We start from the raw sequence: 22,832 nt of genomic DNA on the forward strand, positions 1-22,832 counted from the left end.
CGAATTTGTCGTTTTTCAAATTGTCGGTAAATCTAAGTCAGTTTAGCTATATAAAACATAGTATAAAAAGAGCTATTTCAGCAAAATTTTAAACAAATAAAGTTCATTAGCTTCACAATTGGCACTTTATGAGAAAAGTACATTTGATATACAGATTTAAAATACAAGTTAACGAATTATTATGATTTTTACCAAGATAATAATATAGTAAGGTTTGGTAGTGATACCAAATTCCATTACTAATCGAACAAATAAGAAACATTACAAACTCGTTTAATAGTAGTGCTGGAAATACTGACAATAAAATTACACAGAACATCTTCAAGTAAGCCTATGGTATCGTAGACTCTGTTGCGTAAAGTATTGTGTTTGATATATTGCCACAGCCTCTCAACAGGATTCAGTTCCGGTGAATAAGGAGGCAAGTATATAATGGTAATGTTTTCCTGAAATTTCAAACTTTTTGATCTATGCCAACCTGCACAATCCATTACAAGAAAGACTTTTTTCGTGCCTAAATCTTTCGACATCTGCTCCAGAAATATATTCATACAATCAGTGTTTACATATGGAGCAAGTAGGCTAATTTTCTTACCACTTCTTGGATTTACTGCACTGTAGATATAGAAATTTTGTCTACCAATTTTCATTTTAACCTGCGTTCTGACCCCTTTTTTAAACCATCCGTGTCCGATTTTTGAATGAGTTCCAAATCGTGATTCATCAAAAAAATACCTCCTTTTCAGGGTGGGAATTGACTATTTTATTGAAGTATTTTTTAAACTCTTCTTGCTTTTTTTTATCTTGTTTATGGTGAATTGGCCTCGGTGTTATGTAAGAAAATTTCATCCTTTGTATCTCACGGTGCACTGTTGATTTGCTAATGTTTAGGCCAAATTCCTCTGAGATTTTTATTTGCACTTCCTTAATAGTAATATTTGGATTTCTTTCTACCCATATTTCAATTTGCTCACGTTGATTTTTGTTTAATTTGCTTTTCCTTCGCCGTTGAGACGGGGCAAATAATCTTTCTACTCTACCAAATTTTAGATGCTTTATCCATTCAGTCAAAGCAGTCCTTGAAATTTTACATATTCTTGCCACAGCGCTTATACTACTTTCTTTTCCTACTATCACCGCTTGTAACTTTTTTGAAACATATGCGTTATTTCTGACCTTTTTTAACATTTCTTTCGCCAAATTTACAACTTTTTCGTCTAATAGTTTTGACCTTAATGCCATTTATACCTCTCTATTTTATCTACTTTAGTATCACTTCTTTCCCATTATTGTCTATCTGTTCTTTACATAGTGGGAATTGGTATGAGGTATCAAAATGGGAAAATACACTAACGCATGGTTTTATAAGAAAGATAATCACGATTGTGCAAACGATGGTACTTGCGGGCAATCTATAACGGATTTTAGGATTGGTGATTCTAAAATTTCTTTCCACGATAACCATGGAAGAACGATTGCACAAATACCTAAGTTGCCTAACGGAAACTCTTTTACATACTATAATAATTTATATAAAACTGCACAATCAAGAAACTTTGGTGAGAATACAAAATACGTAGGAGTACAAGATGTGCTGCCTAATCAATTTAATTTTGAATACGGAAAGTTGAATTGCGTAATACATTATGACAATGTATCGCAACAAGAACAGGAGCAAATGAAGCTCGATATTAAAAATGCTTATGAAGCATATAAAGCAAAGTTTTGTATTGCTAGTAATATTCAAGTTACTGTGCATACCTATATTTTTAATAATGGAGATGATTATAGGAGATATGGCACTTTGGTTCCTGAGTTTTCACGGAGTCAATCTTCGCTCAATATTTCTGGTGGGATGACGAACGGAGAAAGCGTATTGCTCTATAAAGACGCTTATACGGACAACGTTTTAGCCCATGAATTCGGTCATGTGTTTCAATTTAAGCTTTCCGAAGCAAAAGTAGAGGAGTTAGACCGTATAAATAATCAGCTGATGGCAAATGCAATTGGACTTGAAGTAGAAGAAAAAAATTATAAAGCTATTTGCAAGCAGATGGGTGTAGATGAATATAAAGACCATGGATCGATGTTTCAATTTAAATATAAAGATACAACTGGTAGTATATACCGCAAGGATCTTTCAGAAGAAGAGAAATTTCAAATTATACAACGTGTCAAGAATTCTGGACTAGATGAATATGAAGACCGTGGATCGATGTTTCAATTTAAATATAAAGGTACACTTTATAAATATCACAAGAACCTTTCAGAAGAAGAAAAATTTAAAGCTATACAAAATGTCAAGAATATTCATGAACTAGTAGATGAATATAAAGACCATGGATCGATGTTTAGTTTTAAATACAAAGGCACCACTTATAACGTAAAATGCGAGTACTTTTCAGAAAAAGAAAAACTTCAATTTATCAAAGACATTAAGAACTCTCATGAATCGCTCATTAGTGAATGTGATGGATTAAATGAGGGGCCATTAAGTCAGAATGCAACTGTAGTAATTTCTATTGATGAAAATAAGGAGATAAGTCGAATGTATTTTCATAATCCAGACAAGAATATGTCCGAATGGTTAGATAAGACACTTATAAGCAGAAGTAAGTCTGAAGAAGATGTGGATGACACAGATCCAAAACCAGGAAAAGAGCCTGAACCAGAATCAGGAAAAGAATCCAAAGAGGATATAAGCAGAAGTAAACCTGAACAAGAGGTGGAAAAATCAAATGAAGTAGAGCAAAGTAATGTAGATGTAGAAGAGGAAAAAAGTAACCAGCAAGACACTCAGCAACCCAGTAATTTCTTAGGGAGTGTTAAATAAACTGTGTCAAACCGCATTTTTAGTTCAACTCAATTTTCAATCTGCCAGGAAAGAAAACATCAAATTGAGAGATAGTTAATGCCCAATCATGTACAGGCATCGTCCACTTTTCCTCTGCCTTCTTTATAGCACAATATACCTGCTTATACAAGGCATTTATGCTGGTAAATGAGCCTTTGGTCTTAGTGAATTTCCTAATTTGCCTATGTAGCCCCTCTATGGGATTGGTGGTGTAGATTATCCTCCTAACTGGACCAGAATACTTAAAATAACCAGACAAGTTTTCCCAATTATTCTGCCAAGATTTTATAACCATAGGGTACTTTGTGCCCCATTTTTCATCCAATTCCAACAGATAATTCTCGGCAATTTCCTTGCTTGAAGCTTGATATACCTTCTTTAAATCGCTCAAAAAACTCTTCGCATCTTTACTGGCCACATACTTCAGTGAGTTGCGTATCTGATGCACTATACACATCTGCACTTCCGCATGGCTTTGTTGCATCGCTACTTATGAAAGGCTAACTATAGCTAGGATTATAAGCAACCTATTGAAAATCTTGTTTTTTTGCAATCAATCTGATCAAATTTAAGAATAGTAATTTATTATTTATATTAATAAACTTAATTCTATTGAAAATAGCTAAAGCATTGAAATTCTTGAATTTTAGCCGGATTAGTGAGTGGTAGTGAAATTTCTTTTACTCAAATTTAGGTATTCACTGACCGTTCTTGTTATAAATACCAGAATAATAAGCTACTGATATTCTCCATCTTTTTTATCTTTAATCCATCATAGCTAGCGATGCAACAAAGCCCTTCCGCATTAGGAAAGACACTGTTTATAGCTGCAGGAAAGCTTTTCAGCCCATCAACGCAGGCAATAAGGATATCTTCTACTCCTCTTTCTTTGAGGTCATTTAGCACTCCCAACCAGAAGTTAGCTCCTTCACTTTCAGCCAAATAAAAACCTAATACTTCTTTTTTGCCATTTTGATCTATGCCTAATATGTTATACATGCATTTACTTACGCAATGCCCGTCCTCTTTGACTTTAAAAAACCATGAAAACTATCGGATATACAGACTGCAGCAGGCGACTACGCCATTCGTTGATTACTGGTAGCAATTTGTCAGTAATACTTGATATCTCTGCCACCGATATTTTGTGATCATAAATTTCCTCAACATGTGACACTATATCTCTATAGCCCATACCACTGGCAAATGTGCTCAAAATCTTCGTTTCAAGCTCTGGATGTAAGTTTGTTTGCCTTTTTTTGACTATTTGTGGTTCGAAACTTCCTTCCCTATCTCTTGGCGTCAAAAGCTCAAATGACCCTGCGCTTGTACGTAAAGTCTTTGCATTCCTCCCATTTCTTCGATTATTCTCTTCGCTTTCAGCCGACAAGTGGTTTTCTATTTCACCTTCCAGGCTTACCTCCAGCAACTTTTTTATAAACGGTGTTAATGCTCCATCTCTTCCTGTCAACGGTCTTCCTTCTCGTATAGACGACAGGATATTTGTTTCTAATTCTTTATAATCTACCAAACCGGTAGTTCTGTTTACTACTTTCTGACTCATTGTCAAACCTCCATTTTTTTATATCAATTTATTACTTTTTTTTCGGTTTGACACAGTTTATTTAACACTCCCATTTCTTATCCAATATTTTTCCAGCAATTAAATCCGTTATTGATTCTATCTCATCATTCTTTTCATGGTTATTTGGGTCTAAAGAGGAAGAACAATCTGATAACAATCTTTCTTTGCTTAACTTATCAGAAGAACAATCCGATGATAATCTTTCTTTGCTTAAACCTGATGTTAATCACGATGCTGACGAAAATTACGTAGGCAATTACTCAGATTATCACCAACATGATGACCTAATATAGTGAAATAACGAACTTTTATCCCCTACCCTTCTAGTTGTATTTATAACTTTGCAGATATGGGAGGCGATAAAGGGAACTTAAACAACTAGATAAAAAACTAGGTGGATCATTCGGAAATTCTTGCATTTTTTGTCTATAATTTTGTAAAGAAATAACTTTTACTTTATCATAATCAAGTTTCCAGAAAGAGAGTGGTATTGCTTAAATAATTAGATAAAAAACCAGGTGGATCATTCGGAAATTCTTGCATTTTTATCCATAATTTTGTTAAACAACTTCCCTTTTGGTCATGTCGAACCAAATTTCTTTTTCACACCACCTTTTAAGCCACCGATGACAGCTTCGTTAGTTTTTGTCATAATGCGATCAAACACTCCCAATAACCTCTTTAATAGGTTTGGAGTTAGCGAAGAGATAAGATCAACAGATACGTTATTGTTTTTGTCATCACCACTTGCTTTATAGTCTATTGAAACGATTCCCCTACTTTTCCCGCCAGTAAGAAGTTTCCCAATTATAGGAATTTTTAACAAAGATTTATTAATTGAATATGCTAGTATTACCTGTCCTTCAACTTGGAATTTATAATTTCTAATGTCGAGCTTACCGCTAGTGCTAATGCCTAATTCCGCCCCTTCAAGCCAAGATTCTTCAATTTCGACAGAGCCATCTTTGTATGAGAAAGGTACATTACATTTATAAAAGTATACACCTTCATCCTTTATAGCATTTACAATACCAGGAAGCGAAGACATCGATAATAAAGTAGTGAGTAGTGGAGCATCTTTGATATAAAAATTACTAATAGATAACATGCCATAATGTTCTTCATTTTCTCTTTGAGGAGATAGATAAAGAGAAAGTTTACCATTTTTGACTGATTTACTAATGCCTAAGGAACGCGAAAGTATACCTGCATTATCCGCATATATTTCGAGCCCTATTCCACTGTATTCCGCTAGTATGTTGCTGCTATCTTCTAGAAACTGTCCTGTAAATTGACTTCCATTGCAATTACCTTTAGTACAGGTTACATTCAGCTTAGCATTTTTGATAACGACGCCTTCTTTCATAATTACATTGTCAACATTCATACTAATTTCTATATCTTTGTTTAATCCATTATTGTTTTTGCCAAGCAAGCCTAAAATATCACTCAAATTGATTTTCTCACCATAAATAGTTATGGCATTTTTTTCCTTACCTGATTCAATTTCTATACTAAAATCATTATCAGGCAATTTAAAACTACTAGAATTTAAATATAAATTTCCATTTCCTACTCTTCCGCTGAATTTTATATCTAGGTCATTTCCTATAACATCTAATTTGTCTACTAACAATTCATCGGCACCTTTTAATTTTACAGAGAACAAAACTTTATTGTGATCTTCAAAACGATTTTTCCACCCAAAATAACTTGAACGTGATTCAAGCTCTGATAAATCCATATTACCATTAACATGTCCCGTCTTATCTTGATTTATCACCGATTCTATATTTGTATTGACATAGCCACCTATATTTTCATCAAAATCAAGTATTTGAGCGGGTAAATCTCCGGTCAAATTCCAGGCAAAACTTTCATTCCTATTGCTACTTTTCAGGTCAAATAATAGCTGTGTGTTATTCACCATACCACTACCATTTAAATCTATAAAGTCACTGCCAAAACTAAGCTTAATGTCATATTTACCAAGACTTGCATTATAGACGGCCAAATTATCAATTTCAAAATGAAAATTTGCTGAGAAGTCTACTTTTTTGTCATCATCATTTAGATTAAAAATGCGAAAATTAAATACAGATTTTGCCATTCCACTTACTTTATCCCTTTCAACCTTCACCACATCATCCAGCTTAAATCTTATAGGCTCATATAAACCATACGCATCACTTACAGCTTGGCCATTAATGGTTAGAACTGAATTTTCCTTATTGAGAGATTTCATTTCAATATCACCACCATTAATAGTGAAATTCTGAAACTTAGCGCTATTTGCAGTAATTTTGAGATCGTTATTCTTGATGATCAAATCACCCTTTAATTCCTTTACTTGCTCAAAATCTTCATCAAATTTTACGCTACCATTTTCTATATCAGCAACAATTACAATGTCTGACAGATCGTCATCAACCAAATTGTTAATTTTGCCATTGAAACTTACAATGGTATTTAAAACATCCCCATTAATATTATCACAATACCAGCTTCTAAATTTACTATTCACTACACCATCTGGTACATAAGTACATAAATCCTTTGCAGCAAACTTGCTAATATTAATTCTAAGCAAAGCATGACTTGTACTAAAGTTCATCTTGCCTATTAAAGAGAGATACGTGTCATTTAACTTAAAATGGAAGTTTTTTACACTAATAATTCCATCACTATATGTTAAATTTATATTTACATTAGTTAAGGCCAAATTTTTGTTCAAATAATTTTCTGTATTCAATACGTATATATTTCCATCTACAATTTCATCCTTTTTATTAATTTTCACTGAGAAGCTTCCTTTGAATCCTATATTTTTGTCCAAATTGTAGCTTTTAACTAATGTAGAAAACTCGCTCAATAGTCCCAATTTTAGATTATAAAATGTCCCGTATACATTTAGCAAATTGTTGCGATTTTTTATTGTAATTGATAAATCATCCAAAAATCCCTTTCCATCTTTTGTATTCACATGAATATCTAAAACATTAAAATCTTCCCCCTTCCCTATATATAATTTATCAATAAAAAATTCATCTTCTGTGCTTTTATCAATAGCGATGTTAGTAAATTCAATTTTTGAATCCGCATTTAAGTCAAAAAAAAATTCCCTTATTGTTTTTAATAGATTTTTTGCACTGCTTTCTGTCATCTTGAAATTCTTCCCTGTCATTCCAGCACTCGTCCTTGTCATCCAAGTAGCTTGACTACTTGTTTCTTTTTTTCTAGATTCCAGCGTCACGCGCTGGAATGACACCGAAGGAAGGCGGTTACTATTTAAATAATGATTATCCAAAAGGTCTAATGAGTTTTGCGGATTAACATTAGTTTCTTCTCTCTTGATACATACATGCACATTATCAGCTGAAACCTGAGAGAGATTTGTGCTAGCTTTAAATAAGGAACTTAACTTAAAATGTACAAAAAGCTCAGGAACTTTTATAGTAAAATTAGGGTTTGCTATTGCCAAATCTGTAATGACTAAATACGGATCTTTGCCATCTTTCTGCCAAACAACTGAGGTATTCTCCATATTAACGCTTGAGCCAACAAATATTTTTGATATTTTATGTTTAACATAAAAATTAATATAATTAATATTGATTTCTAAAGGCTTTAAAAAAATAAAGAAGCACAATATGAACAATAAAGCTACGGAAAATAATATAGTAATTTTTTTAAGCATCGATTATTGCTTTTCTTGCTAAAATATCAGCCTCCTCATTATATTTATTGCCACTGTGTGCTTTAACCCACTTCCAATCAATTTCGTGTTGTGAAGCAACGTTGTCTAGCTCTTTCCACAATTCCATATTTTTTACTGATTTTTTATTACTTGTTTTCCAGCCATTCATTTTCCACTTATTTATCCACTCTGTTATGCCATGCTTAATATAAAGACTATCCGTATATAAATTAATATTACAAGAAAATTTCAATACTTTTAGCCCATTGATCACCGCTGTTAACTCCATTTTATTGTTTGTGGTATTTTCTTCTCTACCATAAATGTCTTTTCTATAATCTTGAAATAATATGATAGCTGCCCATCCTCCCGCTCCAGGATTACCAGAACACGCCCCATCCGTGTATATTGTCACTTCTTTCTTACTCATCTTTGTTTATATCGGTTAACAAAGTATATAGTTGCTTTTATGAAAGCACAATTTCTAAAGGTAGTTTAAGCTGCACCTTTAAATTTTATTATAGAAACAAAAAAAAGTGTGACAACGAGCATTACCAAAAGGAAAAGTAAAAAATAGTTTTTATGCTTCTGCCGTTCTTTCATAACTAAAATAAATCAATAGAACAAAAAATAATACTGGCGAATAGGGAAAATAGATAAGAAATTGAATAAGAAAACATTTGTTTCTGTGAGTTGTGGTTCTTGAATCTGAGAATTGATATAGCGTACCAAATAAAGATGCAACCTGCAAAAATTGCCATGCTTAGATAAAGTAAAGCCTTTTTCAAAAATAGAGCTGGAAGCAAGCTGGTTAATACCAGCAACACACTATAAATTAATATATATTTTCTTGTTTTTTCCGGACCATAAACAATATTGAACATAGGAATCGATGCTCTTGCATAGTCTTCAGACTTATTTAAAGATAGGGCCCAAAAGTGTGGTGGAGTCCACATAAAAATTACTAAAAATAAAATGAAACTTTCCCAACTGACAGAATTAGTCACAGCTGCCCAGCCAATCATTGGAGGAAAAGCACCTGCTGCACCACCGATAACGATATTCTGTGGAGTACGCCTTTTTAGCCAAATTGTATATACGAAAACGTAAAATAATATGCTAACTGCAAGCAAAGCAGCAGAAATATAGTTTACTGCTATTGCCATGATAAATACTGACAATATTCCAAGAGTTATACCAAATTCAAGCGCACTTTCTGCAAGAATTCTTCCTGAGGGTATAGGGCGGTTTTTTGTCCTTTCCATGAGCAGATCTATGTCTCTGTCATACCACATATTTATAGCACCTGCAGATCCTGAGCCAAGAGCAACACATATAAGAGATATTAGTGCTAGGAAAGGGTGCATACTACCTGGTGCAGTAACCATACCAGCAACTGCAGTAAATACCACAAGATACATTATCCTTGGCTTCAGCAAACGCCAAAAATCCAGTATTGTTGATTCAACATTTAGCAAAACACTTGTGTACATTCTATTTTACCACTGGTGGCTTTTCGAAAGTATGAAAAGGCGGTGGTGAAGATACTGTCCATTCCAAGGTGTCACCTTCCCAAGGATTATCTCCAGCTTTTTTGCCCCATTTAAAGAGATGTATAACTATAAACACAAAAAACATAACTGAAACAAAGGACATATATGAGCCAATTGAGGATATATAATTCCAAGGAATAAACGCATCAGGATAATCAGGTATACGCCTTGGCATGCCAGCTAATCCTAAGAAATGTTGAGGTAAAAAAGTGATATTGGTACTAATAAAAGTAAGCCAAAAGTGGATTTGACCTAAGCGCTCATTATATTGTTTACCCGACATTTTACCAATCCAATAATAAAAGCCAGCAAAAGCTCCAAATAATGCAGCAAGTGACATGACATAATGGAAGTGAGCAACAACATAGTAGGTATCATGCAGAAGCTTATCTATTCCACCATGAGAAAGAATTATTCCCGTTATGCCACCGCCAACAAACATGAAAATAAAACCTAGTGCAAATAGCATAGGGGTCTTAAACTCAATTGCTCCACCCCACATAGTTGCAATCCAGCTAAAGACTTTTACACCAGTTATAACACCGATAAAAATTGTGGTAGTGCTAAAAAATACAGCAGCGTCAGCACTAAGCCCAACAGTGAACATATGATGAGCCCACACCATAAAGCCAAATACTGCTATACCTATCATAGCATAAACCATCCCTATGTAACCAAATACAGGTCTGTGAGAAAAAGTTGATACAACCTGACTTATGATGCCAAATGCAGGAAAAATAATTACGTAAACTTCTGGATGACCAAAAAACCAAAATAGATGTTGAAATAACACAGGATCTCCGCCACCGGCAGGATCAAAAAAGGAAGTACCAACATTGCGATCAGTAAGAAGCATAGTTATAGCACCGGCAAGCACTGGTAAGGCAACAATCAACATAAATGCTGTTAGCAAGACAGACCAAACAAACAGTGGCATCTTAGTTAATGACATTCCTTTTGTGCGCATGTTAAATATAGTAACTATAAAGTTGATCGCCCCAACAATTGACGACATACCAGCAACATGAAGTGCAAGTATAGCAATGTCAACTCCTGCACTTGGATGGGACATTACCTGTGATAAAGGTGGATATAAAGTCCAACCTGTACCTGGACCTTCACCAATAAACACTGAGAGAATGAGCAAAATAAAAGATGACACTAATAACCAAAAACTTAAATTATTCATACGAGGAAATGCCATATCTGGTGCGCCAATCATGAGAGGTACAAACCAGTTACCAAATCCTCCCATGAGGGCTGGCATTATCATAAAAAACACCATTATCAACGCATGCCCTGTAACCATTACGTTATATAATTGATAATTATTGTTAAGTATATTAATGTGCATTAGCTGAGTGCGAATAATCACCGATAATAATCCACCAATAATTCCAGCTAATATGGAAAAAATAATGTACAGTGTCCCTATGTCTTTATGATTAGTGGAAAACAACCAACGCTTTATGCCCTTTGGTACGTCACTCATATCTATACTCCAAATTTAACTCACTAATTTTCTATTTTCAATCCACTTATTAAAATCTTCTTTGCTTACTGCTTCAACAACAATTGGCATAAATCCATGGCCTTGACCACACAATTCATAGCACTGCCCGTAATAAACACCAGACTTTTTGATATTAAACCACGCCTCATTCAGCCTACCTGGTATCGCATCAATTTTTACACCGAAAGCCGGTACTCCCCAGCTGTGTATCACATCTCCTGCTGTAACTTGTAAACGAACGTTAGTATTAATGGGTAAAACGATGTTGTTATCAACAGAGAATAGCTTTAAATCTCCTTCGATAAAGTCTTCTTTTCCCTTAATATAACTATCAAATGACACACCTTGATATTCTGGATATTGGTAACTCCAATACCATTGATGGCCAATAACTTTCAGTGTTATATCAGCTTTCGGTATTTCTTCCTGTAGCTTCAGTAATTTAGCGTTTTCAAAGGCTAATATACCAACAATAATCGTTGGTATAACAAACCAAACAATTTCTAAAAGGACATTGTGGTTAGTTTGGCTTACGTTTGCCACTTTGCTTTTACGAAAGCGAAATACTACATAAGCAAGCAGCGCCCACACAAAAAGCATTATTGCAACCATCACAACCATTACAAACGAATGTGACCTAACTACAGCCTCCATTACTTCAGTTGCAGGAGCAGGAAATCCAAATTGCCAGGAAGTAGGAGCAGAGGCAACAGATATATTTGAGTAAAATATTATCAATAGTGCAAATAACTTCACCATATCTTTTGTTTGTTTGCTATAAAACTAAATGATATACTGTATAATAGTATATATAAACTTACTATGCAAATAGAGATTAGTGATGGTTAATAATTTTTTAGCATTCAATAAGTATAATAGTACAATACTAATTTGAGGAAAAAAGCATTTACATAAATCTATTGTAAGGAAAAATATTATAATATTTTAAATTAAGTATTTACTTTAAGTAAATTCTATAATAAGTTTAATAGTGTCTGTTACTGCTAATAACCCTCTAGCCTCACACCTAAAAGCAGTAACAGACACTATTAAACTTTATGACAAGTTTATAATTTGCAAGATCAAAATCTTACAAGTTCCTTTATTTTATTATACATTGCAGTTTGTTAATTAACTTTTAATGCCTATGGTAGCATTTACAGCTTGGACCAAAGATTTACGCATTATAGAAAATAATTATAAAAAAACACACTATATTTGTATACCATACAAACTTTTTTCATTCTGCATAGCTGAGTTACTAGATTCTGTAAACGAAATCTTTAGAGAAGCCAAATAGAGCTACCTTTCTATAAAAGACCTATCGACTGTTGCAATTATAGGTGTAAACAAGAATGATAAAAGAGTACGGGATTGAGTAACTATGTACACTTCTGCTGGCATACCAGGGTATAGGTATACATTTTTAAATTGAGCAAGCTCTGACTTTGGTATCACCACGCGCACTGAATAATAACGCCCTAGTCTTGGATCATCAAGAGCATCAGGAGAAATATGGCTTACTATACCACTAATTAAACTTAAACGACGTGCACTGTAAGCACTCAGCCGGACTTTAACCTTTAGCCCTTCTAGCCCATCAATAGAGACTATGTTGCTATCTTTCTTTTGTGCTGACAGTACCTCTTCTATGTTTCTGGTCTGAATTTTAGCATCTATTATTAGGTCATCATCCGATGGCACTACGCTCATGATTGGAACTCCAGATTGTATAACACCACCTTCAGTATGGTATCTTATATCTGTGACTATCCCATCTTGAGGGGATTTAATTATTGTACGTGCTAATGAATCTTCAGCAACCATCAGCCTCTCTTTCAAGTCTGCAATAGACGTACTAACTTCCTTAAGTTCAGCGTTTGCTCTTTCTTGAGAATCATTTCTCACGTTTATAATTTCTAATTCATTCTCTCCAATTTTTTGCTGCACTTGAGATATTGCAGAACGGTAATGTCCAACTCTGCCTTCAATTTCAGCAAACTGTTTTTCTAAAGCTAAAATGTGTGGTTTGCTTATATGGCCACTATCAAGTAATTGTCTTTTTGTTTCCAACTCCTCAGTTATCAAGTCATATTGCTTATGAGCTGCATTTAGTTGAAAGTTTAGCCCAGCTAATTCATCATTTAACTGCTTTATACGTTGTTGCAGTATGTCTGTTTTTCCCAATATGCTCTTTCTCTGAGAGTTGAACAACTTTACTTGATTCTTTATCGCTTTATTTACAAGTTCATCGTGAGATAATTTTTTAACCTCATCAGGAAACTCGAGCGTGTCTAAATCTCCTCTGATTGCAATAAGCCTTGCTTCTGTTGCTAAAAATGATAAGAGCTTCTCTTTGATAATACTTAAATTCGCCTTCTCGTTAACATCACTCAACAAAACTAGAGGCTCATCTTTTTTAACTGCTTGGCTCTCTTTGACTAAAATTTTGCTTATTATTCCTCCGCCCAAGTGTTGAACTATTTTCCTATTTGAAGATACAATAACTTCTCCACTTGCATGCACCGCACCGTCAATTGGAGCTATAGCCGACCAAATACCACCTATCCCAAAAAAGATGAGTATTACTACCAGACCAAAAAATAGTGGTCCCCATGTTACTCTCAGAACTTCATTTACGTTATTACTTTCGCGTTTTAAAATAAAATTTATCACTGCATCAATCAATGCAAACGTCTTATCCAAAAATTTTGGGTACTTCTTCTTTTTTTTTTTTGCTCCTTGCATATTTATATTATCACTATGGCCAATCAGGCCTGTCAAAGAAAATCCAGCGCTAAGCTTTTTTAACTTACTTATCATAATACTACTGTGAATTTGTGTTAACTCAAGATAACACACAAAAACAAAGAATCTATAATTTAGGCATTCCATTTAGACTGCAGAGCACCAGAATAAACTATTTAGTAAAAATTCCTGCATCAACTATGTTTTTAAAATTTTTTGACGTTTAACTTTATTATAACTTTTCCTTTATTTTGTGAATATCTGAGTTACTTATATTATGTAAGAAATCTATTGCCAACCAGTCGATATTCTGTTAGGAATTAAGATAATATAAAGTTATTATGTTTAGATTGGAAAGTAGAAAGTTCCTGATCACTGGCGCATCAGGCGGAATAGGGCAAGCAATTGTAAAAATTATGCACAAAGCCGGAGCAACTTTATGTATTTCTGGCACAAAAAAAGAAGTGCTCGAAGAAGTTGCTAAACAATATGAAAAAAATATGCACATACTCCCTTGTGACTTATCAAATGCTGAGGAAGTAAATCAACTAGTAAATAGAGCAAGTGAGTTGATGGAAGGCTTTGACGGGCTTATATGCAATGCGGGCATTACGCGAGACAGTTTATTATTGAGAATGACAGATGAAGCATGGCAAAAAGTAATTGATATTAACTTGAGCTCTACATTTAAGCTGAGTAGAGAAGCATGTAAGAGACTAATTAAGAATAATTGGGGAAGAATTATAAATATTTCCTCAATAATAGGGCTGACAGGAAACGCCGGGCAAGCAAATTATGCAGCGTCTAAAGCTGGAATAATAGCTATGAGCAAATCTATAGCAAAAGAAGTTGCAAGTCGTAATATAACAGTAAATTGTATTGCTCCTGGGTTTATAGATACTAAAATGACTGAAGTTTTAAATGAAGGACAAAAGGGAAAAATATTAGATAATATTCCAATGAAAAGAATGGGAACAGGGGAAGAAATAGCAGCAGGGGTCTTATTTTTAGCAAGTGATGAAGCAAAATATATAACAGGGCATGTGCTTAACATTAATGGTGGGTTATTTATGTAGCAACACTTATGTATAGACAAATTATAATTTTTACTTTAAAATAAAAATATGTGTAGGTTTGCGTTTGCGTTAATTTATTATTTAAAGGCAAGAAAATGAGCTCTATAATAAAAAGATTTTTTAGTGTTTTTTGTGTAGTATTACTTTTCTCTTTCTCAGGTTATGCAGCTACCACTGATTCTGATATGGATGACACAACTAAAGTAATATGCAATATTATTGGTTACGTTTGGGGAATAGGCGGTCCACTTATGACGGTAGTAATAATTGGTGCAGCTTTGCTTGCAATATTTGGCAGGATGCCGTGGCCAGCCCTCTTTGCTCTAGGCATGTTCTGTGGTGTATTTTTTGGCGCTAAAACTATCATAACGAAAATTATGCCCAACGTAAGTGATGAAGCAAAAGCTATGTTGGAAAAGTGTGGAAAATAACCCATAAAAGTGCAGAAATGCTTTTTTGTTATCCATTAAATCGCTTCATATCTTCAACTTGCAACAAATAAGGACTATCTTTTGGTAGAGTTTTAACAGCTAGCTCAGCATATTTTGTAAATTGCTTTAAATCACCTTCAATACAAGCCTTTTTTGTCAAGGCAAAATAATGCATTGCCGTATCAGCTTCACATTTATATGCAATGCTTAAATATTTCCAGACAAAAGCGTTATTTGGTTCTACATTCAAAATCTGCTCCAGGTAAAAAATCGCCTTTTTTGCATCACCGTGTAATAATAAAGTATGAGATAATGCAAGTTTCACTAAATAACTGTTTTTCTCAGATAAATACCTAAGCGATTCCTCATACATTTTTATTGCTTCACTTAAATTTCCGGCCTTGTATAGCATTTCTGCTTTTAATTCATATAGGTATGGGTCATTGCGTGACTCTTGAATCAATGAATTAACTTTAGCAATAGCCTCTTCTATCTTTCCTTGCCTATAGCAAACTATAGCATTTACATACTCAGAATTATTTTCATATTTATTAGATAACACATGAATAGGAACAAAGAAAGAGTCTAACTTTGCAACCACACGCTCAAACTTTAGTAACTTATCCGCAAAAATTGGTTTTACGTTGTTTTTGACCTTATAATTTTGTACAGCAAATATGCGTTTCTCACTAAGTGGGTGAGTGCGGAAATATTCCTCGGTGTTCTCATGCTCAATACTTTTAAAATAATCAAAAATCTCTTTCATACCTGAATTATCATAGCCAGATTCATCAAGGTACCTTAAAGCATAGCTATCTGCTACACTTTCTTGCTCTTGAGAATAGTTAAAAAATAGCCCTGAACTGAGTGCTACACCACTAAGCAAAATTGCACCAGCAACCTGAGGGTTAATGATAATACTAGAAACTAATCCTACCATATAACTAATCATTGCTATCGATTGAAAATAACCCATAGCACTACTCATTTGCAATATATGACCAGCAGATATGTGAGCAATCTCATGTGCTAATATACCAAGCAGGACATAAGGTTTAGCCGAGTATTGTAAAAGTCCTAAATGAATGAAGATACTGTTGTTGTTAATTACAAAAGCATTAATCGAATTATCATTAATTATAAAAACTTTCATTCGGTCACTATCAATGTTTGCAGCGAAAAATAAAGGTTGCGCTAGCTCTTTCACTATTGCTTCCACTTCACTATCTCTAATAATGTTAATAGAGTAAGCATTATTATAATATGCAAAAAAGAACAATAAGGTCAAAAACTTAGCAATTCTAAACATGGAAATTCTGTGCTTGTATAATTTATAGGAATTCTATATTTTAACACTTAAATTATACAAATTTATAAACGCTAGTTTAATTTTTTAACGTAACTGATAAGTTTGTCGATGGTAGTTAACTTAATTTTATGTTGTTCAGCAAATTTAAGTAACTGAGGTAAGCGCATCATAGAGCCATCATCATTCACTAATTCACAAATAACTGCTGAATGATCAAACCCTACTAACTTCGCCATTTCAACACTCGCTTCAGTATGACCAGCACGTTGTGCCACCCCACCTTTATGTGCAATTACAGGAAAAACATGACCTGGAGTTATGATGTCATCCTGAGTGCCATCCTTGTTGATAGCAGCATGTATAGTTTTCGTTCTATCCTCTGCTGAAACACCGGTTGTAATGCCATAACGTGCATCAATTGATGTAGTAAATGCGGTATGATTTTCACCAATATTTTTCTTTTCCATGAAATTAAGGCCCAACCTCTTCATGTGAAATTTAGTCATTGCTAAGCACACAACCCCTGTACCGTACCTAACCATAAAAGCCATATGTTCTGGTTTTACTTTTTCAGCTAAGACAACCAAATCACCTTCATTCTCTCTACTTTCATCATCAACTAAAATGAATAATTTACCGGAACGAGCATCCTCTAATACATCTTCCACAGAAGAAATACCGGGTAGACTCATTGAAGCATAAGTGGCCTGTACCATAATAATTTACTTAAATTCAATCTTAACTATTTTATACAATTTCTCTCCATTTGGCACTGTCACTTCCACATACTCACCGACTTTTTTGCCGATTAAGGCACTCCCAAGTGGTGAACTAGTAGATATTAACTGCTTTGAAACATCAGCTTCATATTCGCCTACAACCTTATAAACATATTCCACTTCACCGTTATTATCACTTAACATGCTTAATGTCACAGTTGCACCAAACATTACTGAATCACCAGACAAATTTTTTACTTCTATTACTTCCGCATGTGAGAGCTTACTTTCTATCTCCATTATACGGCCTTCAATAAAACCTAACCTTTCCCGTGCTGCATGATACTCTGCATTTTCAGACAAATCACCTTGATCACGAGCATCAGAAATAGCCTGTATCACAGAAGGTTTTTCTTCCTTTAATTTTTCAAGTTCGGCTTGCATATTCTCAAAACCTTCCCTCGTCATAGGAAATTTATTAATAATGGATGAAGCCATAATCACCACCTAAACGCAATTAAATTGAGTAACGAAATTACTCACAATGTTAAAAATATCACCTTTTATATCATCACTCATGTCATTTGACAACTTTTTTAAAACCCCAGGGTGTACAGTATGAAAATAATTAATAAGATCATGTTCAAATTTATTAATGTAACTTATTTGTATTTTACTTAACTGATTATATAGGTTAGAAAAAATATACATCAGCACTACTTGCTCTTCTATTGACATAGGTAAATGTTGTTTTTGCTTTAATAACTCGACAAGATATTTACCCTTATTCAAGGATAATTGAACACTAGCATCAAGATCAGAACCAAATTTTGCAAAATCTTCTAATTCTCTATACTGAGCTAAGCTTAGCTTTATAGAACTAGCAACTTTCTTCACAGACTTTAGTTGTGCAGCAGAACCAACCCGTGAAACTGACAAACCTATATTTACTGCAGGTCGAAATCCTTTATAAAATAATTCAGACTCAAGAAAGATCTGCCCATCGGTAATTGAAATAACATTTGTTGGCACATATGCAGATACATCACCAGCTTGAGTTTCGACAATCGGCAAAGCAGTTAAAGACCCCTGCCCTTTTTTATCAGACATTTTAGCAGCTCTTTCAAGCAAGCGAGAATGTACATAGAATATATCTCCAGGGTAAGCTTCACGACCAGGAGGACGTCTGAGCAATAAAGACATCTGCCTATATGCCACAGCATGCTTAGATAAATCATCATATATAATCAAACAATGCATTCCATTGTCACGGAAAAATTCCCCAATAGTGCAACCAGCATAAGGTGCTAAAAATTGCATAGGCGCGCAGTCAGATGCACTAGCCACAACTACAGTTGTATACTCTAATGCTCCGCTTTCTTTCAGCTTATTTACCACTTTTGCTACTGTTGAAATTTTTTGTCCAATAGCAACATAAACACAGTAAATTTTTTGATTTTCGTTTACCTCATCGTTAATCTTCTTCTGATTGATAATAGTATCAAGCGCAATAGTAGTTTTACCAATTTGTCTATCGCCAATAATCAATTCACGCTGCCCTCTACCTATTGGAATTAGCAAATCTATAATTTTAATTCCTGTTTGTAGTGGCTCATGCACAGACTTACGATCAATAATGCCTGGCGCTTTAGATTCTATATCCATTCTGTTTTTGGCTCTAATTTCCCCACCGTCGTCTATAGGATGGCCCAACGCATTTACAACTCTCCCTAACAATTCATGCCCTATAGGCACCTGCACAACATCACCACTACATTTTACAACGTCCCCTTCTTTCACATCACGGTCATTACCAAGCACAACTATTCCAGCCGTATCATGATCTAAATCAAGAACTATTCCTTCTACACCGCTTGCAAAAAATACCTTTTCACCGAATTTTGCTTTTTCCAGCCCATAAACCAATGCGATACCATCTGTTACTGAAATTACTTCACCTATATTTTCCCGCTTTATAGGATTATCAAACGTCTCAACTTTTTCCCTTATTACACTTGCTATCTCAGAAACATTCATACTGTTCTTCATACAAAATTCCTTACTTTTAATATTTCCATTTTACTTAAGTCAACTAACCTATCTAAGTAACTTTTTAGCGAAGCATCGATCAAATTAAAACCATACCTAACTACGAAGCCACCTAGTATAGAAGGGTCAACCACATTGCTTACTTTTATTATTTTACCAAGAAAGCTCAAAGATTCAGTAATTATTTTTATATCAGATTCCTTTAAAGCTTCTGCTGACTTTATAGTAATTTCGAATTCATTTTCATTTTCTTTTGCAAGACTTAAGAATTTTTCTAATATAAGGATCAATAAACTAGAGCGTTTGTTTGCAAATATAACCATAATAAATTTTACTAAATTTTCACTCAAGTGCTCATTTATAGAAAGCATCACTTCTTTTTTGTGTGCAAAAGAAATCATAGGATGAGATAGGTACACAAAAACATCACGTTGATCCTTAAAAAAAGCCAATAAAAATTCTACTTCTTTCCTTATAATACCTAACCTGCTTCCTGAGACATGAAACAGCACTCTAGCGTAAGATGAAACTAAATTATTGTATTGGGTCTTTTTCATATTAAATCCAGTAAATCTAAATTAATTCAGCTACAAACCTTCCATTCTTCAATCCAAGCATTTTTTATATAAACAGGTCCTCTCTTTAAGGAAAGAAAACATAAATCATATCTGACTGAATAATCTAAAAAACTAAGGTTTGTACTTAAGAAATACTTAGAAGAATTTATAATAGACTGACATTGAAGATGAGATATCGGTATTTCTTTTCCAAGTAAACTTGTTTTAACTTCTATAAAAATCAGCTCCTTTTTTTTAGATACAATTAAGTCAATTTCACCGAACTTACAACGGTAACGGCGTTTTATAACATTATACCATTTCAGCTTTAAATATGCCAAAACTAACAATTCGCCAAAGTAACCTACAAAGTAGCGTAACCTACTTACCATAAGAAGAACAATTATGATAATAATTAACTTTGTGTAACTACTTTGCCTCCTTCTCTATTTTTACTATAAACCTTACCTCTTGCTGCAATATCCCTATTAACCAGTTCTATCACTGCCATTGAAGCGCAATCACCCTTTCGAGTGCTAAATTTTATTATTCTAGAATACCCACCTTTACGATCTTGATAACGGCTGGCTAAGACGTTTAATAACTTATCAACTGCTAACTTACTATTATGAAGGCGTGAAAGCAAAAGTCTTCTACCATGTAAAGTATTCTTATTCTTAGCAATTGTAATAAACTTTTCGACATATGGACGAAGTTCCTTAGCTTTTGGTAAAGTAGTTACAATCTGCTCATGGTTAATTAATGAGATAGATAGATTCTTTAACGTCGATAATCTATGTTCAGTGCAACGAGATAGTTTACGTTTTTTTATTCCATGTTTCATATATCACCTAATCTTCATCAGTATGTTGTTTAGCCAACTCATCTATATCCTTAGGCGGCCAGTTTAGCACATTCATACCCAAAGACAAGCCAAAATTAGCCAAAACTGCCTTAATCTCATTCAAAGACTTCCTGCCAAAATTAGCAGTTCTTAACATTTCACCTTCTGTCTTTTGCACAAGATCACCTATATAAGTGATGTTTTCGTTTTTCAGACAGTTATGAGACCTGACAGATAATTCCATTTCATCTACCTTACGCAATAAGACAGGGTCATAACCCAAATCTTTAGCACCACTAGACGAAGAAACCTGCGATTTTTTATAACTTACATCAGAACTAATAAAGGGCTGAAGTTGCTCCTGTAATATTCTTGCAGCAGAGTCAACAGCTTGACTTGGAGAGATTGTACCATCAGTTTCAATTGACAATATCAGCTTATCCTTATCAGTCACTTGGCCAACACGACTATTCTCTACCCTGTACGAAACCCTGTTGACAGGGCTATACAAAGCATTAACTGGAATAAAACCAATTAAATCCTGTTCACTCATAAGCTTCAAAAGTTCATTTTCTTTATACTTAGTTACAGGAAGATAACCTTTTCCGCTAGCCACATATATGGTCATATTAAGCTCTACATTTTGCCCCAGCGTACATATTAACAAATCTTTATTAACAATAGAGCATTGATCATCAGTTTCTATCATCCCAGCTAATACCTGGCAAGGCCCTTTAGCGTTTAAATTTAAGCATTTATTAGAAGCACCATTTAATTTACAACTCAACATGCCCATATTTAATACTATATCAGTTACGTCTTCTCTTACCCCTTGAATTGAAGTAAACTCATGAGTTATACCTTCAATTTTTATTCCATAAACAGCACTACCTTTAAGAGAAGATAACATTACACGTCTTAATGCATTACCTAATGTTAAAGCAAAACCACTTTCCAACGGTTCTAGGACTATATCACCTTTTTCACTTGAATCATCTGATATTACCTTAACTGAACTAGGTTTAATCAATTTATCTAAATTGCTACAGAGAGAAACATTATTATTATAATACATAAAACAACCTTTTCAAATATCCTATACTCTTCTTTTTTTTCTTAACCTGCATCCATTATGAGGAATTGCGGTTTTATCTGCAATTGAAGTCACAGTCAACCCACAGCTCTGAAGTGCTTTAACCGCAGCTTCGGTACCAAAGCCAGGACCACGAATTATTACAGAGACAACCTTCATACCAAATCTCTCCATTGCATTCTTCGCAGCAGCCTCCGCAGCCTTACCTGCAGCATAAGGTGTGGATTTTCTCGAACCTGAAAAACCACATGCACCCACAGAAGTTTGACATAGCGTATTACCATGAACATCAGTTACATTTACAAAAGTATTATTAAAAGTTGCACGAATATGAACAACACCAGTAATAAACTCCTTTGTACTCTTACCAACCGTTTTGACTTTTTTCATTAAAACTCACAATAATAATAAATTTTATTTTTTCCCAGCAATAGGCAACCGAGATCTACCTTTACGAGTCTTAGCATTAGTATGAGTCCTTTGCCCTCTCACAGGTAAACCTTTTCTATGTCTCACTCCTCTATAGCATCCCATTTCCACTAAAGATTTTATGTTCATAGCCACTTCTTTTCTGAGCTCACCTTCTATAACATAATTTTGTCTAATGAAACTGCTGATCTTTTCTATATCTTCATCTCGTAATTCTGAAACACGTTTGCGCTTATCAACTTCACAAGCGTGACAAATTACATTCGCAGTAGCAATACCTATACCATATATATAAGTTAATGCAAAAGGAACACATTTCCTCACTGGAATATTTATGCCTGCAATACGTGCCACTGGTACCTCGATACTTTATTA

The 22,832-nt window shown here is 34.1% G+C and carries 21 protein-coding genes and 2 pseudogenes; 4 read left to right on the forward strand and 19 right to left on the reverse strand.

The window, feature by feature from the left end:
• Positions 1-239: 239 nt before the first annotated feature.
• Positions 240-1,242 (reverse strand): IS630 family transposase gene (locus tag ABWU36_RS01170; protein WP_353272868.1). Its coding sequence is split into 2 segments (ribosomal slippage): positions 240-731 and positions 733-1,242, totalling 1,002 coding nucleotides; the frame shifts between segments, so codons are not numbered across the junction.
• Positions 1,243-1,336: 94 nt separating this feature from the next.
• On the opposite strand from ABWU36_RS01170, the gene ABWU36_RS01175 reads away from it, so the two are divergent.
• Positions 1,337-2,833 (forward strand): hypothetical protein, encoded by a 1,497-nt coding sequence (locus ABWU36_RS01175; RefSeq protein ID WP_353272909.1) that lies wholly within the window; start codon positions 1,337-1,339, stop codon positions 2,831-2,833.
• Positions 2,834-2,852: 19 nt separating this feature from the next.
• Here the strand turns inward: ABWU36_RS01175 and ABWU36_RS01180 are convergent.
• Positions 2,853-3,323, reverse strand: a pseudogene (locus ABWU36_RS01180) (transposase); the annotation flags it as partial.
• 338 nt (positions 3,324-3,661) lie between these two features.
• Positions 3,662-4,418 (reverse strand): annotated as a pseudogene (locus ABWU36_RS01185) (IS256-like element ISWpi15 family transposase); the annotation flags it as partial.
• Positions 4,419-4,603: 185 nt separating this feature from the next.
• On the opposite strand from ABWU36_RS01185, the gene ABWU36_RS01190 reads away from it, so the two are divergent.
• Positions 4,604-4,732, forward strand: a complete 129-nt coding sequence (locus tag ABWU36_RS01190) for a hypothetical protein (RefSeq protein WP_264688292.1) — start codon at positions 4,604-4,606, stop codon at positions 4,730-4,732.
• 287 nt (positions 4,733-5,019) lie between these two features.
• Here ABWU36_RS01190 and ABWU36_RS01195 read toward each other — a convergent pair whose 3' ends face one another.
• From ABWU36_RS01195 to ABWU36_RS01220, 6 genes are all read right to left on the reverse strand, one after another.
• A complete protein-coding gene (locus ABWU36_RS01195) occupies positions 5,020-8,136 on the reverse strand; it encodes an AsmA-like C-terminal domain-containing protein (protein ID WP_353272910.1) in 3,117 nt (1,038 codons plus the stop codon).
• Positions 8,129-8,566, reverse strand: coding sequence for a ribonuclease HI (gene rnhA / locus ABWU36_RS01200; RefSeq protein ID WP_253309066.1), 438 nt, complete (start codon positions 8,564-8,566; stop codon positions 8,129-8,131). Before rnhA ends, ABWU36_RS01195 begins: the two co-directional genes overlap by 8 nt.
• A gap of 175 nt (positions 8,567-8,741) precedes the next feature.
• Positions 8,742-9,629, reverse strand: coding sequence for a heme o synthase (locus tag ABWU36_RS01205; RefSeq protein ID WP_253309067.1), 888 nt, complete (start codon positions 9,627-9,629; stop codon positions 8,742-8,744).
• 1 nt (position 9,630) lies between these two features.
• Positions 9,631-11,181 carry a cytochrome c oxidase subunit I gene (gene ctaD, locus ABWU36_RS01210; RefSeq protein WP_353272911.1) on the reverse strand — a complete coding sequence of 517 codons (1,551 nt, stop codon included), beginning with the start codon at positions 11,179-11,181 and terminating at the stop codon, positions 9,631-9,633.
• Between the two features lie 15 nt (positions 11,182-11,196).
• Entirely contained in the window at positions 11,197-11,961 is a 765-nt protein-coding gene (gene coxB / locus ABWU36_RS01215; RefSeq protein ID WP_182182743.1) for a cytochrome c oxidase subunit II, read from the reverse strand.
• Between the two features lie 543 nt (positions 11,962-12,504).
• A complete protein-coding gene (locus ABWU36_RS01220; protein WP_353272912.1) occupies positions 12,505-14,025 on the reverse strand; it encodes an HlyD family type I secretion periplasmic adaptor subunit in 1,521 nt (506 codons plus the stop codon).
• 266 nt (positions 14,026-14,291) lie between these two features.
• On the opposite strand from ABWU36_RS01220, the gene fabG reads away from it, so the two are divergent.
• Positions 14,292-15,026 carry a 3-oxoacyl-[acyl-carrier-protein] reductase gene (gene fabG, locus ABWU36_RS01225; RefSeq protein ID WP_253309071.1) on the forward strand — a complete coding sequence of 245 codons (735 nt, stop codon included), beginning with the start codon at positions 14,292-14,294 and terminating at the stop codon, positions 15,024-15,026.
• 95 nt (positions 15,027-15,121) lie between these two features.
• On the forward strand, positions 15,122-15,457 hold the full coding sequence (locus ABWU36_RS01230) for a TrbC/VirB2 family protein (protein WP_265033827.1): 336 nt from the start codon (positions 15,122-15,124) through the stop codon (positions 15,455-15,457).
• Between the two features lie 28 nt (positions 15,458-15,485).
• On the opposite strand, the gene ABWU36_RS01235 is transcribed toward ABWU36_RS01230, so the two are convergent.
• The 10 genes from ABWU36_RS01235 to rpsM all read right to left on the reverse strand — a co-directional run bounded on the left by ABWU36_RS01235 (position 15,486) and on the right by rpsM (position 22,811).
• On the reverse strand, positions 15,486-16,766 hold the full coding sequence (locus ABWU36_RS01235; protein ID WP_264688286.1) for a M48 family metalloprotease: 1,281 nt from the start codon (positions 16,764-16,766) through the stop codon (positions 15,486-15,488).
• Positions 16,767-16,837: 71 nt separating this feature from the next.
• Complete coding sequence (gene ribB, locus ABWU36_RS01240) at positions 16,838-17,482, reverse strand: 3,4-dihydroxy-2-butanone-4-phosphate synthase (RefSeq protein ID WP_182182755.1); 645 nt, start codon at positions 17,480-17,482, stop codon at positions 16,838-16,840.
• Between the two features lie 6 nt (positions 17,483-17,488).
• Positions 17,489-17,983 (reverse strand): transcription elongation factor GreA, encoded by a 495-nt coding sequence (gene greA, locus ABWU36_RS01245; protein ID WP_007549342.1) that lies wholly within the window; start codon positions 17,981-17,983, stop codon positions 17,489-17,491.
• Positions 17,984-17,992: 9 nt separating this feature from the next.
• Entirely contained in the window at positions 17,993-19,534 is a 1,542-nt protein-coding gene (gene atpA, locus ABWU36_RS01250) for a F0F1 ATP synthase subunit alpha (RefSeq protein ID WP_253309074.1), read from the reverse strand.
• Positions 19,531-20,091 carry an ATP synthase F1 subunit delta gene (atpH, locus tag ABWU36_RS01255; protein ID WP_253309075.1) on the reverse strand — a complete coding sequence of 187 codons (561 nt, stop codon included), beginning with the start codon at positions 20,089-20,091 and terminating at the stop codon, positions 19,531-19,533. Before atpH ends, atpA begins: the two co-directional genes overlap by 4 nt.
• A gap of 26 nt (positions 20,092-20,117) precedes the next feature.
• Positions 20,118-20,483, reverse strand: a complete 366-nt coding sequence (locus ABWU36_RS01260) for a YraN family protein (protein WP_253309076.1) — start codon at positions 20,481-20,483, stop codon at positions 20,118-20,120.
• Positions 20,484-20,506: 23 nt separating this feature from the next.
• Positions 20,507-20,935, reverse strand: a complete 429-nt coding sequence (rplQ, locus tag ABWU36_RS01265) for a 50S ribosomal protein L17 (protein WP_253309077.1) — start codon at positions 20,933-20,935, stop codon at positions 20,507-20,509.
• 7 nt (positions 20,936-20,942) lie between these two features.
• Entirely contained in the window at positions 20,943-22,010 is a 1,068-nt protein-coding gene (locus ABWU36_RS01270) for a DNA-directed RNA polymerase subunit alpha (protein WP_253309078.1), read from the reverse strand.
• 21 nt (positions 22,011-22,031) lie between these two features.
• Positions 22,032-22,418, reverse strand: a complete 387-nt coding sequence (gene rpsK, locus ABWU36_RS01275; RefSeq protein WP_264732204.1) for a 30S ribosomal protein S11 — start codon at positions 22,416-22,418, stop codon at positions 22,032-22,034.
• Between the two features lie 24 nt (positions 22,419-22,442).
• A complete protein-coding gene (rpsM, locus tag ABWU36_RS01280; RefSeq protein ID WP_007550179.1) occupies positions 22,443-22,811 on the reverse strand; it encodes a 30S ribosomal protein S13 in 369 nt (122 codons plus the stop codon).
• Positions 22,812-22,832: the final 21 nt, after the last annotated feature.

Source organism: Wolbachia endosymbiont (group A) of Portevinia maculata (assembly GCF_964028525.1).
GTDB lineage: Bacteria > Pseudomonadota > Alphaproteobacteria > Rickettsiales > Anaplasmataceae > Wolbachia.

Bases quoted from the DNA above. Each gene is read 5' to 3' on its own strand.
- ABWU36_RS01175 (WP_353272909.1), top strand. From the start codon at position 1,337: ATGGGAAAATACACTAACGCATGGTTTTATAAGAAAGATAATCACGAT.
- ABWU36_RS01195 (WP_353272910.1), bottom strand. From the start codon at position 8,136: ATGCTTAAAAAAATTACTATATTATTTTCCGTAGCTTTATTGTTCATA.
- rnhA (WP_253309066.1), bottom strand. From the start codon at position 8,566: ATGAGTAAGAAAGAAGTGACAATATACACGGATGGGGCGTGTTCTGGT.
- ABWU36_RS01205 (WP_253309067.1), bottom strand. From the start codon at position 9,629: ATGTACACAAGTGTTTTGCTAAATGTTGAATCAACAATACTGGATTTT.
- ctaD (WP_353272911.1), bottom strand. From the start codon at position 11,181: ATGAGTGACGTACCAAAGGGCATAAAGCGTTGGTTGTTTTCCACTAAT.
- coxB (WP_182182743.1), bottom strand. From the start codon at position 11,961: ATGGTGAAGTTATTTGCACTATTGATAATATTTTACTCAAATATATCT.
- ABWU36_RS01220 (WP_353272912.1), bottom strand. From the start codon at position 14,025: ATGATAAGTAAGTTAAAAAAGCTTAGCGCTGGATTTTCTTTGACAGGC.
- fabG (WP_253309071.1), top strand. From the start codon at position 14,292: ATGTTTAGATTGGAAAGTAGAAAGTTCCTGATCACTGGCGCATCAGGC.
- ABWU36_RS01230 (WP_265033827.1), top strand. From the start codon at position 15,122: ATGAGCTCTATAATAAAAAGATTTTTTAGTGTTTTTTGTGTAGTATTA.
- ABWU36_RS01235 (WP_264688286.1), bottom strand. From the start codon at position 16,766: ATGTTTAGAATTGCTAAGTTTTTGACCTTATTGTTCTTTTTTGCATAT.
- ribB (WP_182182755.1), bottom strand. From the start codon at position 17,482: ATGGTACAGGCCACTTATGCTTCAATGAGTCTACCCGGTATTTCTTCT.
- greA (WP_007549342.1), bottom strand. From the start codon at position 17,983: ATGGCTTCATCCATTATTAATAAATTTCCTATGACGAGGGAAGGTTTT.
- atpA (WP_253309074.1), bottom strand. From the start codon at position 19,534: ATGAAGAACAGTATGAATGTTTCTGAGATAGCAAGTGTAATAAGGGAA.
- atpH (WP_253309075.1), bottom strand. From the start codon at position 20,091: ATGAAAAAGACCCAATACAATAATTTAGTTTCATCTTACGCTAGAGTG.
- ABWU36_RS01260 (WP_253309076.1), bottom strand. From the start codon at position 20,483: ATGGTAAGTAGGTTACGCTACTTTGTAGGTTACTTTGGCGAATTGTTA.
- rplQ (WP_253309077.1), bottom strand. From the start codon at position 20,935: ATGAAACATGGAATAAAAAAACGTAAACTATCTCGTTGCACTGAACAT.
- ABWU36_RS01270 (WP_253309078.1), bottom strand. From the start codon at position 22,010: ATGTATTATAATAATAATGTTTCTCTCTGTAGCAATTTAGATAAATTG.
- rpsK (WP_264732204.1), bottom strand. From the start codon at position 22,418: ATGAAAAAAGTCAAAACGGTTGGTAAGAGTACAAAGGAGTTTATTACT.